This is a genomic window from Mesorhizobium sp. W067 (genome assembly GCF_054719525.1).
Genome location: NZ_JBTTII010000001.1, coordinates 3,252,611 through 3,270,022 on the forward strand (window position 1 = coordinate 3,252,611; position 17,412 = coordinate 3,270,022).

Genomic DNA, 17,412 nt, shown 5'->3' on the forward strand with positions numbered 1-17,412 from the left:
TGGCCATAGATGTGTGGCCATCGACCAGCGGCATCGACCAGCGGCCATTGACCCAGCGAAAGGACAAATGGCGACCACGCAACTGGAACGGCCGGAACAGGGCGGCTTTGGCGCGCGCGTATCACGCGCGCTGAAAGCAATGCCGCGTGCCTGGAAGCGGTTCTGGCGGCTGGTTGCGTTCTATATGCCCAAGCGGCTTTATGCCCGCTCGCTGATCATCGTCATCGCGCCGATGATCCTTCTGCAGTCGGTCGTCGCCTTCGACTTCATGGAACGCCACTGGGCAACCGTGACGCAGCGCCTGTCGCAGGCCACCGTGCGCGACATCGCCGCGATCATCGACATGATCGAGACCTATCCGCACGATGGCGACTACGCGAACATCATCCGCATCGCCCAGGACCGCATGCAGTTGAAGGTCGACCTCTTGCCGCCCGACCCGTTGCCGGCGCCTGGACCCAAGCCCTTCTTCTCGATCCTTGACGACGTCCTTTCCACCGAGATCACCCGCCAGATCAACCGCCCGTTCTGGATCGACACGGTCGGCAATTCCAACATCGTCGAGGTCCGCATCCAGCTCGAGGGCAAGGTGCTGCGCGTCTTCGTGCGCCGCAGCCAGGCCTATGCCTCCAACACCCACATCTTCCTGATCTGGATGGTCGGGACGTCACTGGTGCTGCTGACGATTGCCATCCCCTTCCTTCGCAACCAGATCCGGCCGATCCTGTCTCTGGCCGAGGCCGCCGAAAGCTTCGGCAAGGGCCGGCCGATGCCGCGCGATTTCCGCCCACGCGGCGCCGAGGAGGTTCGCCGGGCCGGCTTTGCCTTCATCCAGATGCGCGAGCGCATCGAACGCCAGCTGGAACAGCGCACCGCCATGCTGACCGGCGTCAGCCACGATCTCAGAACCATCCTCACCCGCTTCAAGCTGCAGCTGGCGCTGGCCGGCGGCAAGCCCGAGACCAAGGCCGCGCTCAACCAGGACATCGACGACATGCAGTCGATGCTGGAAGGCTATATCGCTTTTGCCCGCGGCGAAGCGTCGGAAGATGCCGGCCATTTCGATCTCGAGGCCTATTTCCAAAAGCTCGGCGAGGAGGCGTCGCTGCACAAGCGCAAGCTATCGACCGTGCTTGCCGGTGATCCGGACGTGCATGTGCGCCCGCACGCTTTCGCCCGGCTGTTGTCCAATGTCGCCGGCAATGCCTTGCGCTATGCCAAGACGGTGGAGATCAGCGCCGATCACGGCCGCGGCTCACTCGTCGTCACCATCGACGATGACGGTCCGGGCATCCCGCCGGAAAAGCGCGAGGACGTGTTCAAACCGTTCGTGCGGCTCGACGAGGCGCGCAACCTCGACGCCAGCGGCACCGGCCTTGGTCTCTCTATCGCCCGCGATATTGCCCGCAGCCATGGCGGCGACATCATGCTGGAAGACAGCCCGCTCGGCGGCCTGCGGGCGGTGATCAAGGTGCCCGCCTGACCAAAGCATGATCTGGAAGTCGGGCTCGGCCAAAAACCACCTTCATCCGCGCGTCATGAAACCATGGTCAAGAGCGCGCATGAAGCGCGCGACCTCAGTTGATTCGGCTCAGCCGCCTTACTTCGACCTCGTGCCTGCCCGGGTGCGGTGGAGCGAAGCGAGGGCAGCCGGCCCGTACCGCTATCGCATCAAGGCAACCGTCGACCCGAGCAAAGGACCGCCATGCGCATCCTGATGATCACCGACGCCTGGCGGCCGCAAGTCAACGGCGTCGTCCACACGCTGGAGCGGCTCACCGAAACGCTGAAAACCTTCGACGTTGCGGTCGACTTCCTGACCCCGAACATCTTTCGCACCTTGCCGTTGCCGACCTACCCCGACATCAGGCTGGCGCTGACCACGCCCGGCCATGTCGCGCGGCTGATCGAGGCTCGCAAGGCCGACCATATCCATATCGTCACCGAAGGCCCGCTCGGCATCATGGCGCGGCGCTATTGCCGCAATGCCGGCCGTCCCTTCACCACCAGCTATCACACCCGCTTTCCCGAATATCTCAGCGCCCGCCTGCCGGTGCCGGAGAGCTGGGCCTATCGCTGGCTGCGTGATTTCCACAATTCGGGACAAGGCACGCTGGTCGCCACCCAGTCGCTGGCGGAGGACCTTGCGTCGCGAGGCTTCACCAAGCTCAGGCCGTGGACGCGGGGCGTCGACACCGATCACTTCCGCCCGGACAAGAAGAAGGACCTCGGCTTTCCCGGCCCGGTATTCCTGTGCGTCGGCCGCGTCGCCATCGAGAAGAACCTGAGCGCCTTCCTCGATCTCGACCTGCCCGGCAGCAAGGTGATCGTCGGCGAAGGACCGGAACTGGCCAGGCTCAGGGCGAAATACCCGCAGGCGCACTTCCTCGGCCATCGCCCGAACGATGAGCTGGCCGAGATCTACGCCTCGGCTGATGTTTTCGTTTTCCCCAGCCGCACCGACACGTTCGGCAACGTCATCATCGAGGCGCTGGCCAGCGGCACGCCGGTGGCCGCCTATCCGGTCACCGGACCGATCGACATTGTCGGCGACGGCATCGGCGGCGCGGTGTCGACCGATCTGCGCGAGGCCTCGCTCGCAGCGCTCAATGTCGACCGCGCCGAGGCGCGCGAACGCGCCATGCGCTACAGCTGGAAAGCCTGCGCCGAAATGTTCATGGACACGGTCGAAGAGGCGCTGGGAACGAAGCGCAAGCTGGCGGCCTGACGCAATCTTCCTAAAACAACCTGCCGCCGTCCGGCACCTTGCGCTCGATGGCGCCAAGGACCACGGCGCCTTCCTCATCAGGGAAGCCGAGCGTGAGCACTTCCGACATGAACGGACCGATCTGGCGCGGCGGGAAATTCACCACCGCAAACACCTGCCGTCCCACCAGCGTTTCCGGCGCATAGTATTTCGTGATCTGTGCCGAGGATTTCTTCACGCCGATCTCAGGGCCGAAATCGATCTTCAGCTTGAAGGCGGGTTTGCGCGCCTCGGGGAAAGGCTCGGCCTCGACGATCGTGCCGGCACGGATGTCGACACGATCAAAATCGGCAAAGCTGATCTCGGGCTTGCGCGCGCTGCTCGAACTCATGGAAGCTCAAGCGTTGCCATAGGTCTCGAACAGGACACCGGCCAGCGCATCCTTCGCCGAGGTTCCCGACCAGACAACGAACTGGAAGGCCTGGAAATAGCATTCGCAGGCTTCAAGCGCCGACGACAAAAGCACCTCGACCTGCTGGCTCGACGGTTCGACCCCGCCGGCGAGCAGCAGTGACTGGCGAAACATGATCGCGCCCTCCTGCTCCCAGAGATCGAAATGGCCAAACAGCATCTGCTCGTTGATCAGCGACAAAAGCCGCATCACTTCCAGCGCGCGGGCTTCCGGCACCTTGATGTCGAAAGCACAGGCCAGATGCAGCGCCTCGAAGTCCTCCATCCATGAGAAGGAGACGTGATAGTCGGTCCAGCTGCCGGCAACCGAGATCGAGATTTCGTCATCGCCGGCCCGTTCGAAGGACCAGTCATTGTTATGGGCGACCTGCTCGATGACATCCACCGGATGGATTTCGCGGGAGAATTCGAGTTCGAGAAGTTCCATGGAATGCTTCCTGTGTTCAGGGGAGCGCCACACGCTCCGCGGGGCACACACGACGAACAATCTTGTCTTGAACTCGGACGGCCAGGACTTCACGACACAAAGACCCCGGACCGGACCCCACCGCCCGGCCGCATGACCCTGCTCGAATCATGCAACAAATTCAGTCTATTGATCGGGAGTCGCGTGAACAGCCTAATTTTTCGCACTGCGTCATCAGCATGTGGAAAGGCGCTGTCACAAAGATTCATGCATCGCCGGTAAACGATTCACGGCAAAGCATTTTTTCGGATTGTGCTTTGTGGAAAAGTTCAAATTTTATTTTTTTGCTTTGGGCTTTGCCGCAGCCACAGGTGCGGCCTGTCCGGTCAATTCGGCAAGCCTGGCCTCGAGCGCATCGATGCGGGCGGCCAGCCTGGTGTTTTCTTCGCGGGCCTTGGCAGCCATGTCGCGGGCAGCCTCGAACTCCTCGCGCTGCACCACATCCATGGTGTTGAGGATGCGCTCGGCCTGCCCCTTGAAGGCAGTCTCCACCTCGCGGCGCACGCCTTGTGCGGCACCCGCGGCATCGGTCATCAGCTTGGCGAATTCATCGAGAATGCGGTTCGGTCCGGTCGACATGGCAAATCCTCGCTTGCTGGAATTGACGTAGTGGCACTGCCTGCGGAATGCAAGAACGTTGAAGCTGGTGCGGCTTCATGTCGGACGCGATTTGGCTCACGGTCCGGGCGACAGATGCTATTATCCCAAATGGATTCTTGGAACGACGGTTGCCGTGACGGACAGTGCGGACTTGGAGAAGCGCTTTGCAGCACTCGATGCAGCACTCGCAAAGGGCATTTCGGATGCCAGTGCGGGCCGGGTCTAGCCTGGCGACGAGGTGCTGGACAGGCTTGAAGCCAAATACAGGGCAATGGCAGAGAGAACCAAGTGAAGTTACTGGTCTTCACAGACCAGCGGCCTAGTTTTCCTCACGACTTGCTCCAGGCAAGAGTCACTCTCATTCAGGATCAACCAATGGCAACGCCCCCGCGCCGACCGACCAATCCGATGGAAGCCGCTGAAGCGGCCTTCAAGCCGGTCAAGAAACCCGCGCCTCCCATTCGCGAACCCTCCGCCGCACCAAACGTTCGCGAGCTTGTCTCGATCAGGATCGATCGCGCCGTGCTCGACCATTTCCAGGAAGATGGCCCCGGCTGGCAAGACAGGATCAACGATGCGCTCAGGCAATTGGTCGCCGGCAAGCCGCAGGGTTGAGCCCATTATCTCTGACGATCAGGCTGTCGTCACCTTGCCTTGACCCCGCCAAAACCCTGCCGCATGGTCCGCGCCCTAACGCGAGCCCTCCCAGGAGATCCTGTTGAACGACTATTTCCCGCTGCCGATGGCGTCGCTGTCCTTCCCCAACATCGACCCGATCCTGGTTCAGATCGGCCCGCTGGCGGTGCACTGGTACGGCATCGGCTATATCGTCGGCATCCTGTTCGCCTGGTGGTACGCCAAGCGGCTCGTCACCAACACAAGGCTGTGGCCTGATGGCGTCTTGCCGATGAAGCCGATCGACCTCGACGATTTCATCGTCTGGGCCGCCGTCGGCGTCGTGCTCGGCGGACGCACCGGCTATGTGCTTTTCTACGATTTAAAGCGCTATATCGACCACCCGCTCGACATCTTCGCCGTCTGGCAGGGCGGCATGTCGTTCCATGGCGGCCTGCTTGGCGTCATCCTCGCCATGACGCTGTTTTCCCTCAAGCGCGGCATCCGCACCTGGACGCTGTTCGACGTGGTGGCAGCCGGCGTGCCGGTCGGGCTCGGCCTCGTCCGCATCGCGAACTTCGTCAATGCCGAACTCTGGGGTCGCGTGACCGACGTGTCGTGGGGCGTCGTCTTCTGCAACGAGCGTCTCCAGCAGACCGTGGCGGGTTGTGTCGCGGGCCTGGAGCCTCGCCATCCGAGCCAGCTCTACGAAGCGCTGCTCGAGGGCGCGGTGCTGTTCCTGGTCCTGCGCTTCCTCACCCATTCGCGGCTGAAGCTGAAGACGCCGCGCTTTGTCGGCGGCGCCTTCATTTGCGGCTACGGCCTGTCACGCATCTTCGTAGAGTTCTTCCGCGAGCCCGACCAGCAGCTCGGCTACCTCCTCGGCGGCTGGCTCACCATGGGCATGGTGCTGTCGCTGCCGATGGTGCTGGCCGGCATCTGGGCGATGGCCACAGCCAAACCGGCGCCGCAACCACAGCCGGCATGACACGGCTGAAGACCCGCATCGTCGACCTGATCGGCGCGCTCGGCCCCCTCCCCGTCAACGAGTACATGGCGCTCTGCCTGTTCGATCCCAGCGACGGCTACTACACCACGCGCGAGCCGTTCGGCGCCGCCGGCGACTTCGTCACCGCACCCGAGATCAGCCAGATGTTCGGCGAACTCGTCGCCGTCTGGCTCTATCAGGCCTGGCTGGCGATCGGCCGACCCCTGCCGGTCACCATCGCGGAGATCGGGCCTGGCCGCGGCACGCTGATGAAGGACATGCTTCGCACCCTGACGCGGCTCGATCCGGCTATCGCCGCCCGAGCCTCCTTCGCTCTGGTCGAGACCAGTCCGCGGCTGACCGAAATCCAGAAGCAGACGCTTGCCGAAACTTCGGTTGAGCTCGGCTGGCACGAAACCATCGCCACACTACCGCAGGCGCCGTTGCTGATTGTCGGCAACGAATTGTTCGACGCTGTGCCGATCCGCCAGTTCATCCGCGCCGGCGCCGGCTGGCGCGAACGGGTGATCGGCCTCGATGTCTCAGACGAGTTGAGCTTCTTCGCCGGCGCCGGCTCGGTCGAGGCGATGCTGCTGCCGGAAGACGCCGCCGAGGCGCCACAAGGCTCTATTTTCGAAATAGCACCGGCCCGCGCGGCACTGATGGCGACCATTGCCGAACGCATGGCCGACCACGGCGGCGCCGGGCTGTTCCCTGATTACGGCCATCTCCAGCCCGGTTTCGGCGACACATTGCAGGCCGTGCGCAGGCACGCCCCAGAAGATGTGCTGGCCAATCCCGGCGAAGCCGATCTCACCGCCCATGTCGACTTCGCGGCACTGGCCGCCGTCGTGCGGGCGCATGGCCTCGATGTGGAATTGGCGACGCAGGGCGACTTTCTGCTTGGCATGGGATTGCTTGAGCGAGCTGGCCAGTTGGGCAGCCAGGCAAGCCAAGAGGCACGACAAACCATTGCCGATGCCGTCGAGCGCCTGGCCGGACCCGACGGCATGGGCACGCTGTTCAAAATCCTGAAAATCCTGCCGCATCAGCCAGTCTGACCCTCAGAGATCGTTACAAGCCGTCCCGCCATGTCGCTTGTGGTCGCATGCCTGCTTTTGGCCAATGCAAAGTCGACGCAGCAGCACTGTCGCAATCACTCGGCCGAACTTCGCCTTGACGAAAACGCCGGCGCGGACAACAAACCCATCCATGCTGAATCAGACCAAACCGGATCCTGTTCGCTCGCCGCTGCTGGAAGCGGCCAAGCCGCGAGGTATCCGCCATGGCTATTTCACCCGTATCGGCGGCGTCTCCGGCGGCATCTATCAGGGACTTAACATCGGCACCGGGTCGGATGACGATCAGATGCTGGTCGCCGAGAACCGCCGCCGCGTCGCTGCCTGGATGGGTGTGCCGGCCAGCCATCTCCTGACCGCGCATCAGGTCCACTCGCCCGATGTCGTTATTGCCAGGGAACCCTTTCCCGGCCCGCGGCCCAAGGCCGACGCCATCGTCACCGACCGGCCGGGCATCGCCATCGGCGCCTCGACGGCCGATTGCGGCCCGGTGCTGTTCGCCGATGCGCAAGCGCGCATCATTGGCGCTGCACACGCCGGCTGGAAGGGCGCTTTCACCGGTGTGCTTGAAAACACCATTGCCGCGATGGAAAGCCTCGGCGCCCGCCGTGAGCGCATCATTGCGGTTCTCGGTCCTTCGATCGGCCCCGACAATTACGAGGTCGGGCCGGAATTCGTCGCCCGTTTCGTCGAAGCCGATGCCGAAAACATCGGCTATTTCGCGCCTTCGGCCAATCCGGCGCATGCAATGTTCGATCTCAACCTCTATACGGTCGACCGGCTGAAGAAGGCTGGCGTGACCGCGCAGGGGCTTGGCCGCTGCACCTATGCCGAGGAGGATCTCTTCTTTTCCTACCGGCGCGCGACGCATCGCAAGGAACCGGACTACGGTCGGCAGGTTTCGGCAATTGTTTTGGAGAACGGATAATGGCGCTGCATTTCGAACGGTCGGAATTTGACGCCCGGCGTGACCGGTTGATGATCGAGATGACGGAAAAGAAGCTCGATGCTGTACTGCTTTTCGCCCAGGAGAGCATGTACTGGCTAACCGGCTACGACACGTTCGGCTTCTGTTTCTTCCAGTGCCTGGTTGTGAAGGCTGACGGCTCGATGGTGCTGCTCACCCGCTCGGCCGATTTGCGCCAGGCGCGCCACACATCGATCATCGACAACATCGTGCTGTGGACCGACCGCGACGGCGCCAACCCGGCGGTCGACCTGCGCAACCTGCTCAACGACCTCAATCTCCTCGGCGCCCGCATCGGCGTCGAATACGACACCCATGGCCTGACCGCCTTCAATGGCCGCCGCGTCGACGAGCAGCTGCAGACCTTCGGCCAGATCGCCGACGCCTCCGGTATTGTCGGCCGTCTGCGCCTGTTCAAGAGCCCGGCTGAAATCGCCAAGGCCGAAAAGGCCGCCAACCTTTCCGACGACGCGCTCGAAGCGGCCCTGCCGCTGATCAAGCAGGGCGGCGACGAAGCGCTGATCCTTGCCGCCATGCAGGGCGCGGTGTTTGCCGGCGGCGGCGACTATCCGGCCAATGAATTCATCATCGGCTCGGGCATCGACGCGCTGCTCTGCCGCTACAAGGCCGGGCGCCGCAAGCTGACCAAGAACGATCAGCTGACGCTCGAATGGGCCGGCGTGTTCCATCACTATCACGCGCCGATGATGCGCACCGTGCTGACCGGCAAGGCGTCGAAGCGCCATCAGGAGCTGTTCGACGCCGCCCGCGCGGCTCTTCTGGCGGTCGAGAAGGCGATGACGCCCGGCAACACCTTCGGCGACGTCTTCGACGCGCATGCCCGCACGCTGGAGGCGCACAGCCTGACCAAGCATCGGTTGAACGCCTGCGGCTATTCCGTCGGCGCCCGCTTCACCCCGTCCTGGATGGACATGCCGATGTTCTACCAGGGCAATCCCGAGCCGATCGCGCCCAACATGACATTGTTCGCGCACATGATCATCATGGACTCCGAAACCGAGACGGCGATGACGCTTGGCCGCACCTACCTGACCACCGAATCCCAGCCGAAGCCGCTTTCACGCCATGATCTCGACTTGATCGTACAGTGAATCCATAATGGTTGGTCCACGCGGGGGCGTTCGCGACTAAGGAGTTTTCGGGCAGATGAGACGATCGCATGTGACGACCGTGTCATTGCTCGCAGCGCTTGTGCTGGCCGCTTGCACCAATGCCAAGGACGTCCTTGAGCCGTCCGCCATCACGCCGCCGGCAGCCTCGGCCCAACCGGCTCAGCCCTTGGCTGCCCCGGGCATCGCGCCCGCCGCCACACCAGCGCCGGCCGTCGGCGCCACGACACCCGCCAACCCCGCGCAGAGCGCCGCCGCTTTGTCGAAGACCCGGCTGCAGATCGCGCCGATCGTCGGCGCCTCCGTGGAAGCGGCAACGCCGCTGACGGCCGAACTGCAGACACGCGCCAAGCAGCGCGGCATCACCCTTGCCGGCAGCGCCGACCAGGCCGCCACCCATGTGCTGAAGGGCTACTTCTCGACCATGACGGAAGGCAAGGATACCACCGTTATCTATGTCTGGGACGTCTATGACCCCGCTGGCAACCGGCTACACCGCATCAATGGCCAGCAGAAGGCGCCCTCGGTCAATGCCGCCGAAGGCTGGCCCGCGGTTGCACCCGCTACCATGCAGGCGATCGCCGACCAGACGATCGACCAGTTCGCGGCCTGGCTCGGCGGCAGCGCCGGCTGATCCGCCTGTTACCGGCTTCCGTTCACTGTTGACGTTTTTGAGATTAGCCGGCGGATTCCCGTCAACGAGGCTTGCAATACCGGCACGGCTCGCTACAAGCCCGATTAAGAGGACCTCCCCATCCTTCGCCAGGAACGGTGCATGAAGCTTTTCGCGGGCAATTCCAACCGGGTGCTGGCCGAAGCGGTCGCCCGCTATCTCAATGTCCCGCTGGGCAAGGCCAGCGTCAGACGCTTCGCCGATCAGGAAATCTTCGTCGAAATCCAGGAAAACGTGCGCGGCGAGGATGTCTTCATCCTGCAGTCGACCTCGTTCCCGACCAACGATCATCTGATGGAACTGCTCATCATGATCGATGCCTTCATGCGCTCCTCGGCCAAGCGCATCACCGCGGTCATCCCCTATTTCGGTTACGCCAGGCAGGATCGCCGGGCCTCGGGCCGCACACCGATCTCGGCCAAGCTGGTCGCCAACATGATCACCCGCGCTGGCGTCGACCGCGTCTTGACGCTCGACCTCCATGCCGGCCAGATCCAGGGTTTTTTCGACATTCCGACCGACAATCTGTTCTCGGTGCCGGTGATGGCCCGCGACGTGAAGGCAAAATACAAACAGCTTGCCAATGTCGTCGTCGTCTCGCCCGATATTGGCGGCGTGGTGCGCGCCCGCGCGCTCGCCAAACGCTTCGACGCACAACTGGCCATCGTCGACAAGCGCCGCGAACGTCCCGGTGAATCCGAAGTGATGAACATCATCGGCGCGGTCGCCGGCAAGGATTGCCTGCTGATCGACGACATCGTCGATTCCGGCGGCACGCTGTGCAACGCCGCCGATGCGCTGCTCGCCAACGGCGCTACCAGCGTCACCGCCTATATCACCCACGGCGTGCTGTCGGGCGGTGCGGTCGCCCGGATCAGCGGCTCGAAGCTGCAGGAACTGGTGATCACCGATTCCATCCAGCCGACGCAAGGCGTGCTCGACGCCCCGAATATCCGCGTCATCTCCATCGCCGACCTGATGGGCGAGGCGATTTCGCGCACGGCGACCGAAGAGTCCGTGTCGAGCCTGTTCGATTAATCCATGTTGCCCAAAAGCGTGCCCACGGGCCTGGCTCGGGGGTAATCTCCTTTTTGGAATCTGCCCCAAACCGTCGTGAAAGGAGCCAGCTGATGCGCAATCGAATCAAGGCTGCAGGCATCGCAGGAATGCTTCTCGCAATCGGCATCGCCAGCGCGGCCTATGCGCCGACAATCGCTCCGGTTTCGACCGCGCAGGCGCAAACGGAATATCTTCCCACCGAAAAGGATTTCATCGGCAAATGGAGCATCGCAGGGTCCGCAATCCGGCCACCGCGTGATCTGAAAGAGCCGGCGAAGCCCGACCAGGAAGCGTCTGCGACCGAATTTCAGCAGACTGTGACCGCCTTTTATGGCGCCTTCGACTATCTGGAGATCACGGCGGACGGCCGCTACAATTTTCACCAACCGGGTGACCCGGCATCGGGGCCTTGCGTCTGGTGCGGGACATGGTCGTTCAAGAACGATTCCGTGTGGCTCGAACTGGACACGGCACCCAGGCTCGACATCTACACCGAGGGCGGCGACATGCAGATGACCTACACGGCCGAGCCTGAAGAGACGTCACGATACAAATGGCTTGTTTTCAGCTGGACCAAGGCTGATTGAACTGAGGGGTGAGGCGTTCTCGCGCACGCCAACCGAAGCATCGGTGTCAAGCCCGATCTCCTGAGGCGGGCAGTCAGTCCATGGTTGCATTGTGCGAGGAGTTCACCATGGCCATACTGCCCCTCCAATCAACGGAGGAGTAGCAGATGCGGCGTAGGACTTTGCTCGGGCTCGCGGTTTCCATTGCAGCCACCCTTTCAGTACCGGCGGCCTGGGCCGCCGATTTTCCGGACCGGACCATCACCATGGTTGTCCCCTTTTCCGCCGGTGGCTCGACGGATCTGGTCGCGCGCCTAGTCGCCAACAAGATGTCCGAAAAGCTGGGCCAGCAGATTGTCGTCGAAAATGTCGGCGGCGCCGGGGGCAGCATCGGCGCTGCCCAGGTCGCCCGAGCCGAACCGGACGGCTACACGATCCTGATGGGCACGGTCGCAACCCACGCGCTCAACCCGCTGATCCTGAAGACAAAGCCCTACGATGCGGAGAAGGATTTTGCGCCGATATCGTTGCTCGTGCTGGTGCCAAACGTCCTGGTCGTGAACCCTGAATTCCCTGCCAAGGACGTCAAGGAACTGATCGAGATGCTGAAGAAGGACCCGGACAAATATGCCTACGCCTCATCAGGCAATGGCACCCCGCTCCATCTCTCCGGCGAGCTTTTCAAGACGATGGCCGGCGTCAGCATGCAGCACATTCCCTACAAGGGCGCCGGACCGGCCTTGAACGACGTTATCGGCAATCAGGTGCCGATGATGTTCGACAACCTCCCCTCTTCATCGGGCCATATCAAGAGCGGGACGCTGAGAGCGCTTGGCGTCACCACCAAGGAGCGCGTTCCCTCCTTCCCCGACATACCGGCCATTGCCGAAACCATTCCCGGCTATGAAACCTACAGCTGGAACGCTCTGTTCGCGCCCGCAGGCACGCCGCCCGAGGCCGTCGCCGTTCTTCAGAAGGCGGCAGTTGAAGCCCTGAAAGACCCTGATGTGATCGCCCGCATGGCCCAGTTCAGCGCCTCGATCGTGGCCTCCACCCCGGAAGAGCTTGGAGTGCATGTGAAGGCCGAACTCGCCAAATGGGAACCGATCGTCAAGGCCAGCGGCGTTCAGCTGGACTAGGGCCTACGGCAAAGTACTGCGGGCTTTTCCTGGCGCTACGGCGCCGGGGCCTCAAGTCGAGGCTGAGCCCGCCGCATGCCTTCGTCGCGGGCGCCGCGCATATAGCCGCGCGGCGAGGCGCCGAGCATGCGCTTGAACATGGTTATGAATGCCGGCACGCTGTCATAACCGAGGTCGAGCGCCACCCTGGTGATCGGCTCGCCATCGGCGAGCCTGGGCAGGGCCGCAAACAGGCAGGCCTGCTGGCGCCAAGTCGACAAGGACAGTCCGGTCTGGCGCTGGAAGGCGCGGGTGAACGAACGGCGGCTCATGCCTGCGGCATCCGCCCACTCGTCGATCGTGGCGTGCGGCGAAGGTGCCGCGACAAAGCGTCGGCAGAGCGCCGCCAGCTTCGGGTCGGACGGGAACGGCAGCCCGAGCGGCCGTTCCGGCAAGGTCGGGATCTCGTGCAGCAACAGGTTCATGATCAGCCCGCCGCGGCCTTCCAGTTCGCCGCCTTGCGGCAGCTTTTCCGATTCGACGATCAGGCTGTGCATCAGCTCGGTGATGCCGACGACGCGCAAACCTTCCGGCAGGCCGGGGATAGCGCCCGGCATGACATAGACCGAGCGCATCGAGACATCGCCCAGCATTTCGACAGAATGCTCGGTGCCGGCCGGTATCCACATTGCGTGGTCGGGCGGCACCATCCAGCGCCCGTACCTGGTCGTCACCAGCACGACACCGACCAGCGCATGCAGCAGCTGGCTGCGGCTGTGGCGGTGTTGCGGCACGAGGTAACCGTCGGGATATTCGGTCGGCAAAGCCACCGCCGGCCCGGAAACCTCCTCCAGCCACTGCCAGCGGCTTTCGTGCAATCGGCCGAGATCGGCATTGCCGGCGCGGAAGATGTCCCTGCCATGTGGCATCGGCTATGGCCCACTTGCGAAACTATTGGACCAAACCACGAAAGAAGTCGCCTCGCAAGCGGCTTATAAGGCAGCCATCCCCAAGGCGCTCCGCAGGGGCGTCGCCCAAGCGCTTCAGACGAGCGTCCTTAAGGCGGTCCGCGGGAGCGGCCGCCAAGCCTGCCCGCGGGCAAACACCCGCCAAAAAGACCTCGGAGCCTGCCTTGACCGATACGACAGCCACCAGCATTGCACCGCAGCCAAGCGCCAGCCTCCCTTCAGCCCAGGCGACCGCCTTCACCGTCATTCTGGCGGTGAGCTTTTGCCACGGCATCAACGACATCATGCAATCGCTGCTGCCGGCGATCTATCCGCTGCTGAAAGAGAATTACGGTCTCGATTTCTGGCAGATCGGTCTTCTGACCTTCACCTTCCAGGTCACGGCGTCGCTGCTGCAGCCGGTCATCGGCATGATCACCGACAAGCGGCCAATGCCCTATTCGCTGCCCTACGGCATGGCGTCCTCGCTGATTGGCCTGATCGTTCTGGCCTATGCCGGCCACTATGCGCTGCTTCTGGTCGGCGCCTCGCTGATCGGCATCGGCTCGGCGATCTTCCATCCGGAATCCTCGCGCATTGCCCGCTTTGCCTCCGGCGGCCGCTTTGGCCTGGCGCAATCTTTGTTCCAGGTCGGCGGCAATTTCGGCCAGTCGATGGGGCCGCTGCTCGCTGCCTTCATCGTTGTGCCCTTCGGCCAGACCAGCATTTCATGGTTCGCTGTCGGGTCTCTGATCGGCATCATCGTTTTGTCGCGGGTCGGCGGCTGGTACAGCCGGATGCGCGCCGCGCAGGGCAATCGCAAGGCGGCAAGCTTCGTCTCCCCCTTCCCGCGCAAGAAAGTGATGGGTGCGCTCATCGTCCTGACGTTGCTGGTGCTGACCAAGAATGCCTACATCGCCTCGCTCTCCAGCTACTACACCTTCTATTCCATCCATAAGTTCGGCGTGTCGGTGCAGATGAGCCAGGTCATGCTGTTCCTGTTCCTCGGCGCCTCGGCGCTGGGCATCCTGCTCGGCGGACCGTTCGGCGACCGCTACGGCCAGAAGGCGATGATCTGGTTCTCGATCGTCGGCGTGCTGCCGTTCACGCTGGCGCTGCCCTACGCCAATTTCGAATGGACGATGGTGCTGACGGTGCTGATCGGCCTGATCCTGTCCTCGGCCTTCTCCAACATCGTCGTGTTTGCGCAGGAGTTGGTGCCGGGACGTGTCGGCACCATCGCCGGGATCTTCTTCGGCTTCGCCTTCGGCATGGGCGGCATTGCAGCCGCCGTGCTCGGCGTCGTCGCCGACATGAAGGGCATCGATTTCGTCTTCCAGATCTGCTCGTATCTGCCGCTGCTCGGCCTGCTGACGGTGTTCCTGCCCAACATGAAGGAAGCCAGGAAGGCGCAAGCGGCGGCCAGATAAAACCGGTCGATTTTGCGGATTTGACGCAGGGCGCGGCATTGCTGCGCCCTCTGTGATTCTTTCACCATGCGCTGGTTGAAAAGCCTGCTAGAGATAGTCATCAACGAAGGCTTGGGGCCTTCGACGTCTCTGGGGGATGACATGCGCAAGATCGTATTGGCCGTATTGGGTGTGCTTCTTGTTACCTTGCCGGCGACGGCACGCATCGTTCCCTTTCCGCCGGGTTTCAAGACGCAGTCCGTCGAAACCAACGGCACCAAACTCTATGTGCGCGTTGGCGGCAAGGGTCCCGCCGTCGTGCTGCTGCACGGCTTTGCCGATACCGGAGACATGTGGGGCGCCGCGGCCATCGCCCTCGCAAAGGACCACACCGTCATCGTGCCGGACCTGCGCGGCATGGGTCTGTCGGCCCACCCGGAAGCGGGCTACGCCAAGAAGAACCAGGCCGTCGACATCGCCGGCGTGTTGGATGCCCTGAAGATCGACAAGGCAGATCTCGTCACCCACGACATCGGCAACATGGTCGGCTATGCGCTCGCCGCTCAGTATCCCAAGCGCATCACCAAATGGGTTATCATCGACGCGCCGCTGCCCGGCATAGGCGACTGGGAAAAGATCAAGCAAAGCCCGCTGCTTTGGCACTTCAACTTCCGCGGCCCTGATATGGAGCGGCTGGTCGCGGGGCGCGAGCGCATCTATCTCGACCGCTTCTACAACGAGTTGTCGGCTGACCCCAAGAAGATCGACGAGGCGACGCGCAGGCACTACGCCAAACTCTATGCCCGCCCGCATGCGATGCATGACGCCTTCGAGCAGTTCAAGGCGTTTGACCAGGACGCGATCGACAACCAGGCGATGCTTGCCGCCGGCGGCAAACTGACCATGCCGGTACTGGCTGTCGGCGGTGAAAAATCCGCCGGCACTACGCAGGCCGATCTCCTGCGGCTTGTTGCGACCGATGTAACGAGCGGCATCGTGCCCGACTCCGGTCACTGGATCATGGAGGAAAATCCCGACGCGACCGTCAAGCTGATCACTGGTTTTCTCGATAAATAAGGCACCGCCTCGCTGACATTTCGATGAAAGCAAAGGCACCCGCCCGGCGGCGGGTGCCTTGCTTATCCGACTGGACGATGTCTATTCAACTGAACGGTTCTACGCCTTGAAGAACGCCAGCAGGTCGGCGTTGATCACATCGGCGTGGGTGGTCGCCATGCCGTGCGGAAAACCCTTGTAGACCTTGAGCTCGCCCTTCTTGAGGAGCTTGACAGCCAGCAGCGCGGAGTCGGCGATCGGAACGATCTGGTCGTCGTCGCCATGCATGACCAGCACCGGCACGTCGATGGCCTTCAGATCGTCGGTGAAGTCGGTTTCCGAGAACGCCTTGATGCAATCATAATGCGCCTTGGTGCCGCCCATCATGCCCTGGCGCCACCAATTCTCGACGACAGCCTGCGATACCTGGGAGCCGGGGCGGTTGAAGCCGTAGAACGGGCCGGCCGCAATATCGTGGAAAAACTGGGCGCGGTTGGCTGCCTGGGCGGAGCGGAAACCATCGAACACCTCGATCGGCAGGCCACCCGGATTGGCCGCCGTCTTCAGCATGACCGGCGGCACCGCGCCGAGCAGTGCGGCCTTGGCGACACGGCCACCGGAACCGTACTTCGCGACATAGCGGGCCACTTCGCCGCCACCGGTGGAATGGCCGACATGGATCGCGTCCTTGAGGTCGAGATGCGCCGCAAGCTCCGCGACATCAGCGGCGTAGGTGTCCATCTCGTTGCCGGTATCGGTCTGGGTGGAGCGGCCATGGCCGCGCCGGTCATGGGCAATGACGCGATAGCCCTTGGACAGGAAGAACAGCATCTGGGCGTCCCAGTCGTCGCTGCTCAGCGGCCAGCCGTGATGGAAGACGATGGGTTGTCCCGTTCCCCAATCCTTGTAGAAAATTTCGGTGCCGTCCTTGGTGGTGATCGTGCTGCTGCCGGGCTTGGTCATCTCGCTCTCCATTGATTGCTTCCGCGATAATCAATATCGCGATAACCATACGACTAGCGCAGGTCCAAATCCTTGTCTACAGAAAATATGTATCGCGATATCATTTTTCGTGGTACATATTGATGTGCTCAGTCGGCAAAGGAATGCCTCGTGCCTCTCCCGTTGGACAACCAGCTCTGCTTCACGCTTTACGCCACCAGCATGGCAATCAATCGCACCTACAAGCCCATGCTGGACGAGATGGGCATCACCTATCCGCAATATCTCGTGCTGAACGCACTTGCCGAAGCCGGCGGGATGTCGGTCGGCTCGATTGCGCACAGGCTCGCTTTGGAATCGAGCACCATCACGCCGCTGGTGAAGCGCATGGAACAGGCCGGTCTCGTCACCCGCCAGCGCAGCCAGACGGACGAGCGCCAAGTGCAGGTCGACCTGACGCCTGCCGGCCGCGCGCTGCTCGTCCAGTGCAACTGCCTCAACGAAACCCTGATCGAACGCTCGGGCATGACGATGGCTGATCTCGATGCCTTGAATCGGCGGATCCAGGCGCTGCGCGAAGCGTTGAGCAGCAAGCCGGACTAGCTGCCCTACAAACACG

The 17,412-nt window shown here is 62.8% G+C and carries 19 protein-coding genes; 14 read left to right on the plus strand and 5 right to left on the minus strand.

Annotation, left to right across the window (positions count from 1 at the left end; translation table 11 throughout):
- Nucleotides 1–67 precede the first annotated feature (67 nt).
- Both ACYG97_RS15860 and ACYG97_RS15865 read left to right on the plus strand, forming a co-directional pair.
- Nucleotides 68–1,483, plus strand: a complete 1,416-nt coding sequence (locus ACYG97_RS15860) for an ATP-binding protein (RefSeq protein ID WP_023672026.1) — start codon at nucleotides 68–70, stop codon at nucleotides 1,481–1,483.
- 222 nt (nucleotides 1,484–1,705) lie between these two features.
- Nucleotides 1,706–2,728 carry a glycosyltransferase family 4 protein gene (locus tag ACYG97_RS15865; RefSeq protein WP_023733346.1) on the plus strand — a complete coding sequence of 341 codons (1,023 nt, stop codon included), beginning with the start codon at nucleotides 1,706–1,708 and terminating at the stop codon, nucleotides 2,726–2,728.
- 10 nt (nucleotides 2,729–2,738) lie between these two features.
- Here the strand turns inward: ACYG97_RS15865 and ACYG97_RS15870 are convergent, their stop codons facing one another.
- The 3 genes from ACYG97_RS15870 to ACYG97_RS15880 all read right to left on the minus strand — a co-directional run bounded on the left by ACYG97_RS15870 (nucleotide 2,739) and on the right by ACYG97_RS15880 (nucleotide 4,223).
- Entirely contained in the window at nucleotides 2,739–3,098 is a 360-nt protein-coding gene (locus ACYG97_RS15870; RefSeq protein ID WP_023672028.1) for a tRNA-binding protein, read from the minus strand.
- 6 nt (nucleotides 3,099–3,104) lie between these two features.
- On the minus strand, nucleotides 3,105–3,605 hold the full coding sequence (locus ACYG97_RS15875) for a type III secretion system chaperone family protein (RefSeq protein ID WP_006202532.1): 501 nt from the start codon (nucleotides 3,603–3,605) through the stop codon (nucleotides 3,105–3,107).
- A 315-nt stretch (nucleotides 3,606–3,920) separates the two neighbouring features.
- The gene (locus tag ACYG97_RS15880) at nucleotides 3,921–4,223 is read right to left on the minus strand and encodes an accessory factor UbiK family protein (RefSeq protein ID WP_023672029.1); all 303 of its coding nucleotides are present in this window, start codon (nucleotides 4,221–4,223) and stop codon (nucleotides 3,921–3,923) included.
- A 396-nt stretch (nucleotides 4,224–4,619) separates the two neighbouring features.
- On the opposite strand from ACYG97_RS15880, the gene ACYG97_RS15885 reads away from it, so the two are divergent.
- The 9 genes from ACYG97_RS15885 to ACYG97_RS15925 all read left to right on the plus strand — a co-directional run bounded on the left by ACYG97_RS15885 (nucleotide 4,620) and on the right by ACYG97_RS15925 (nucleotide 12,460).
- Nucleotides 4,620–4,859, plus strand: a complete 240-nt coding sequence (locus ACYG97_RS15885) for a BrnA antitoxin family protein (RefSeq protein WP_023683720.1) — start codon at nucleotides 4,620–4,622, stop codon at nucleotides 4,857–4,859.
- A gap of 103 nt (nucleotides 4,860–4,962) precedes the next feature.
- Complete coding sequence (gene lgt / locus ACYG97_RS15890) at nucleotides 4,963–5,847, plus strand: prolipoprotein diacylglyceryl transferase (RefSeq protein ID WP_023672032.1); 885 nt, start codon at nucleotides 4,963–4,965, stop codon at nucleotides 5,845–5,847.
- On the plus strand, nucleotides 5,844–6,908 hold the full coding sequence (locus ACYG97_RS15895; RefSeq protein WP_031262093.1) for a class I SAM-dependent methyltransferase: 1,065 nt from the start codon (nucleotides 5,844–5,846) through the stop codon (nucleotides 6,906–6,908). Before lgt ends, ACYG97_RS15895 begins: the two co-directional genes overlap by 4 nt.
- Nucleotides 6,909–7,059: 151 nt before the next feature.
- Entirely contained in the window at nucleotides 7,060–7,854 is a 795-nt protein-coding gene (gene pgeF / locus ACYG97_RS15900) for a peptidoglycan editing factor PgeF (RefSeq protein ID WP_023695793.1), read from the plus strand.
- Nucleotides 7,854–9,005 carry a M24 family metallopeptidase gene (locus ACYG97_RS15905; protein WP_023733348.1) on the plus strand — a complete coding sequence of 384 codons (1,152 nt, stop codon included), beginning with the start codon at nucleotides 7,854–7,856 and terminating at the stop codon, nucleotides 9,003–9,005. The genes pgeF and ACYG97_RS15905 overlap by 1 nt, the downstream gene beginning before the upstream one ends.
- Before the next feature lie 55 nt (nucleotides 9,006–9,060).
- The gene (locus ACYG97_RS15910; RefSeq protein WP_023686118.1) at nucleotides 9,061–9,657 is read left to right on the plus strand and encodes a hypothetical protein; all 597 of its coding nucleotides are present in this window, start codon (nucleotides 9,061–9,063) and stop codon (nucleotides 9,655–9,657) included.
- Between the two features lie 141 nt (nucleotides 9,658–9,798).
- Nucleotides 9,799–10,734 (plus strand): ribose-phosphate pyrophosphokinase, encoded by a 936-nt coding sequence (locus ACYG97_RS15915; RefSeq protein WP_023686119.1) that lies wholly within the window; start codon nucleotides 9,799–9,801, stop codon nucleotides 10,732–10,734.
- Between the two features lie 92 nt (nucleotides 10,735–10,826).
- Nucleotides 10,827–11,342, plus strand: coding sequence for a hypothetical protein (locus ACYG97_RS15920; RefSeq protein WP_023733349.1), 516 nt, complete (start codon nucleotides 10,827–10,829; stop codon nucleotides 11,340–11,342).
- Between the two features lie 146 nt (nucleotides 11,343–11,488).
- The gene (locus ACYG97_RS15925) at nucleotides 11,489–12,460 is read left to right on the plus strand and encodes a Bug family tripartite tricarboxylate transporter substrate binding protein (protein ID WP_023695796.1); all 972 of its coding nucleotides are present in this window, start codon (nucleotides 11,489–11,491) and stop codon (nucleotides 12,458–12,460) included.
- A 35-nt stretch (nucleotides 12,461–12,495) separates the two neighbouring features.
- On the opposite strand, the gene ACYG97_RS15930 is transcribed toward ACYG97_RS15925, so the two are convergent.
- Entirely contained in the window at nucleotides 12,496–13,368 is an 873-nt protein-coding gene (locus ACYG97_RS15930; RefSeq protein WP_023733350.1) for an AraC family transcriptional regulator, read from the minus strand.
- 203 nt (nucleotides 13,369–13,571) lie between these two features.
- Between ACYG97_RS15930 and ACYG97_RS15935 the strand changes: the two genes are divergently transcribed.
- Nucleotides 13,572–14,816: an MFS transporter gene (locus ACYG97_RS15935; RefSeq protein WP_023733351.1), complete on the plus strand. Its 1,245-nt coding sequence runs from the start codon at nucleotides 13,572–13,574 to the stop codon at nucleotides 14,814–14,816.
- Nucleotides 14,817–14,957: 141 nt separating this feature from the next.
- Nucleotides 14,958–15,872: an alpha/beta fold hydrolase gene (locus ACYG97_RS15940; protein ID WP_023691576.1), complete on the plus strand. Its 915-nt coding sequence runs from the start codon at nucleotides 14,958–14,960 to the stop codon at nucleotides 15,870–15,872.
- A 99-nt stretch (nucleotides 15,873–15,971) separates the two neighbouring features.
- Here the strand turns inward: ACYG97_RS15940 and ACYG97_RS15945 are convergent, their stop codons facing one another.
- Nucleotides 15,972–16,814 (minus strand): alpha/beta fold hydrolase, encoded by an 843-nt coding sequence (locus ACYG97_RS15945; RefSeq protein WP_156932425.1) that lies wholly within the window; start codon nucleotides 16,812–16,814, stop codon nucleotides 15,972–15,974.
- A gap of 150 nt (nucleotides 16,815–16,964) precedes the next feature.
- On the opposite strand from ACYG97_RS15945, the gene ACYG97_RS15950 reads away from it, so the two are divergent.
- Nucleotides 16,965–17,396, plus strand: a complete 432-nt coding sequence (locus tag ACYG97_RS15950) for a MarR family winged helix-turn-helix transcriptional regulator (RefSeq protein ID WP_023670043.1) — start codon at nucleotides 16,965–16,967, stop codon at nucleotides 17,394–17,396.
- Nucleotides 17,397–17,412: the final 16 nt, after the last annotated feature.

Coding starts and splice junctions, on each gene's coding strand:
- ACYG97_RS15860 (WP_023672026.1), top strand. CDS start 68: ATGGCGACCACGCAACTGGAACGGCCGGAACAGGGCGGCTTTGGCGCG.
- ACYG97_RS15865 (WP_023733346.1), top strand. CDS start 1,706: ATGCGCATCCTGATGATCACCGACGCCTGGCGGCCGCAAGTCAACGGC.
- ACYG97_RS15870 (WP_023672028.1), bottom strand. CDS start 3,098: ATGAGTTCGAGCAGCGCGCGCAAGCCCGAGATCAGCTTTGCCGATTTT.
- ACYG97_RS15875 (WP_006202532.1), bottom strand. CDS start 3,605: ATGGAACTTCTCGAACTCGAATTCTCCCGCGAAATCCATCCGGTGGAT.
- ACYG97_RS15880 (WP_023672029.1), bottom strand. CDS start 4,223: ATGTCGACCGGACCGAACCGCATTCTCGATGAATTCGCCAAGCTGATG.
- ACYG97_RS15885 (WP_023683720.1), top strand. CDS start 4,620: ATGGCAACGCCCCCGCGCCGACCGACCAATCCGATGGAAGCCGCTGAA.
- ACYG97_RS15895 (WP_031262093.1), top strand. CDS start 5,844: ATGACACGGCTGAAGACCCGCATCGTCGACCTGATCGGCGCGCTCGGC.
- pgeF (WP_023695793.1), top strand. CDS start 7,060: ATGCTGAATCAGACCAAACCGGATCCTGTTCGCTCGCCGCTGCTGGAA.
- ACYG97_RS15905 (WP_023733348.1), top strand. CDS start 7,854: ATGGCGCTGCATTTCGAACGGTCGGAATTTGACGCCCGGCGTGACCGG.
- ACYG97_RS15910 (WP_023686118.1), top strand. CDS start 9,061: ATGAGACGATCGCATGTGACGACCGTGTCATTGCTCGCAGCGCTTGTG.
- ACYG97_RS15915 (WP_023686119.1), top strand. CDS start 9,799: ATGAAGCTTTTCGCGGGCAATTCCAACCGGGTGCTGGCCGAAGCGGTC.
- ACYG97_RS15920 (WP_023733349.1), top strand. CDS start 10,827: ATGCGCAATCGAATCAAGGCTGCAGGCATCGCAGGAATGCTTCTCGCA.
- ACYG97_RS15925 (WP_023695796.1), top strand. CDS start 11,489: ATGCGGCGTAGGACTTTGCTCGGGCTCGCGGTTTCCATTGCAGCCACC.
- ACYG97_RS15930 (WP_023733350.1), bottom strand. CDS start 13,368: ATGCCACATGGCAGGGACATCTTCCGCGCCGGCAATGCCGATCTCGGC.
- ACYG97_RS15940 (WP_023691576.1), top strand. CDS start 14,958: ATGCGCAAGATCGTATTGGCCGTATTGGGTGTGCTTCTTGTTACCTTG.
- ACYG97_RS15945 (WP_156932425.1), bottom strand. CDS start 16,814: ATGACCAAGCCCGGCAGCAGCACGATCACCACCAAGGACGGCACCGAA.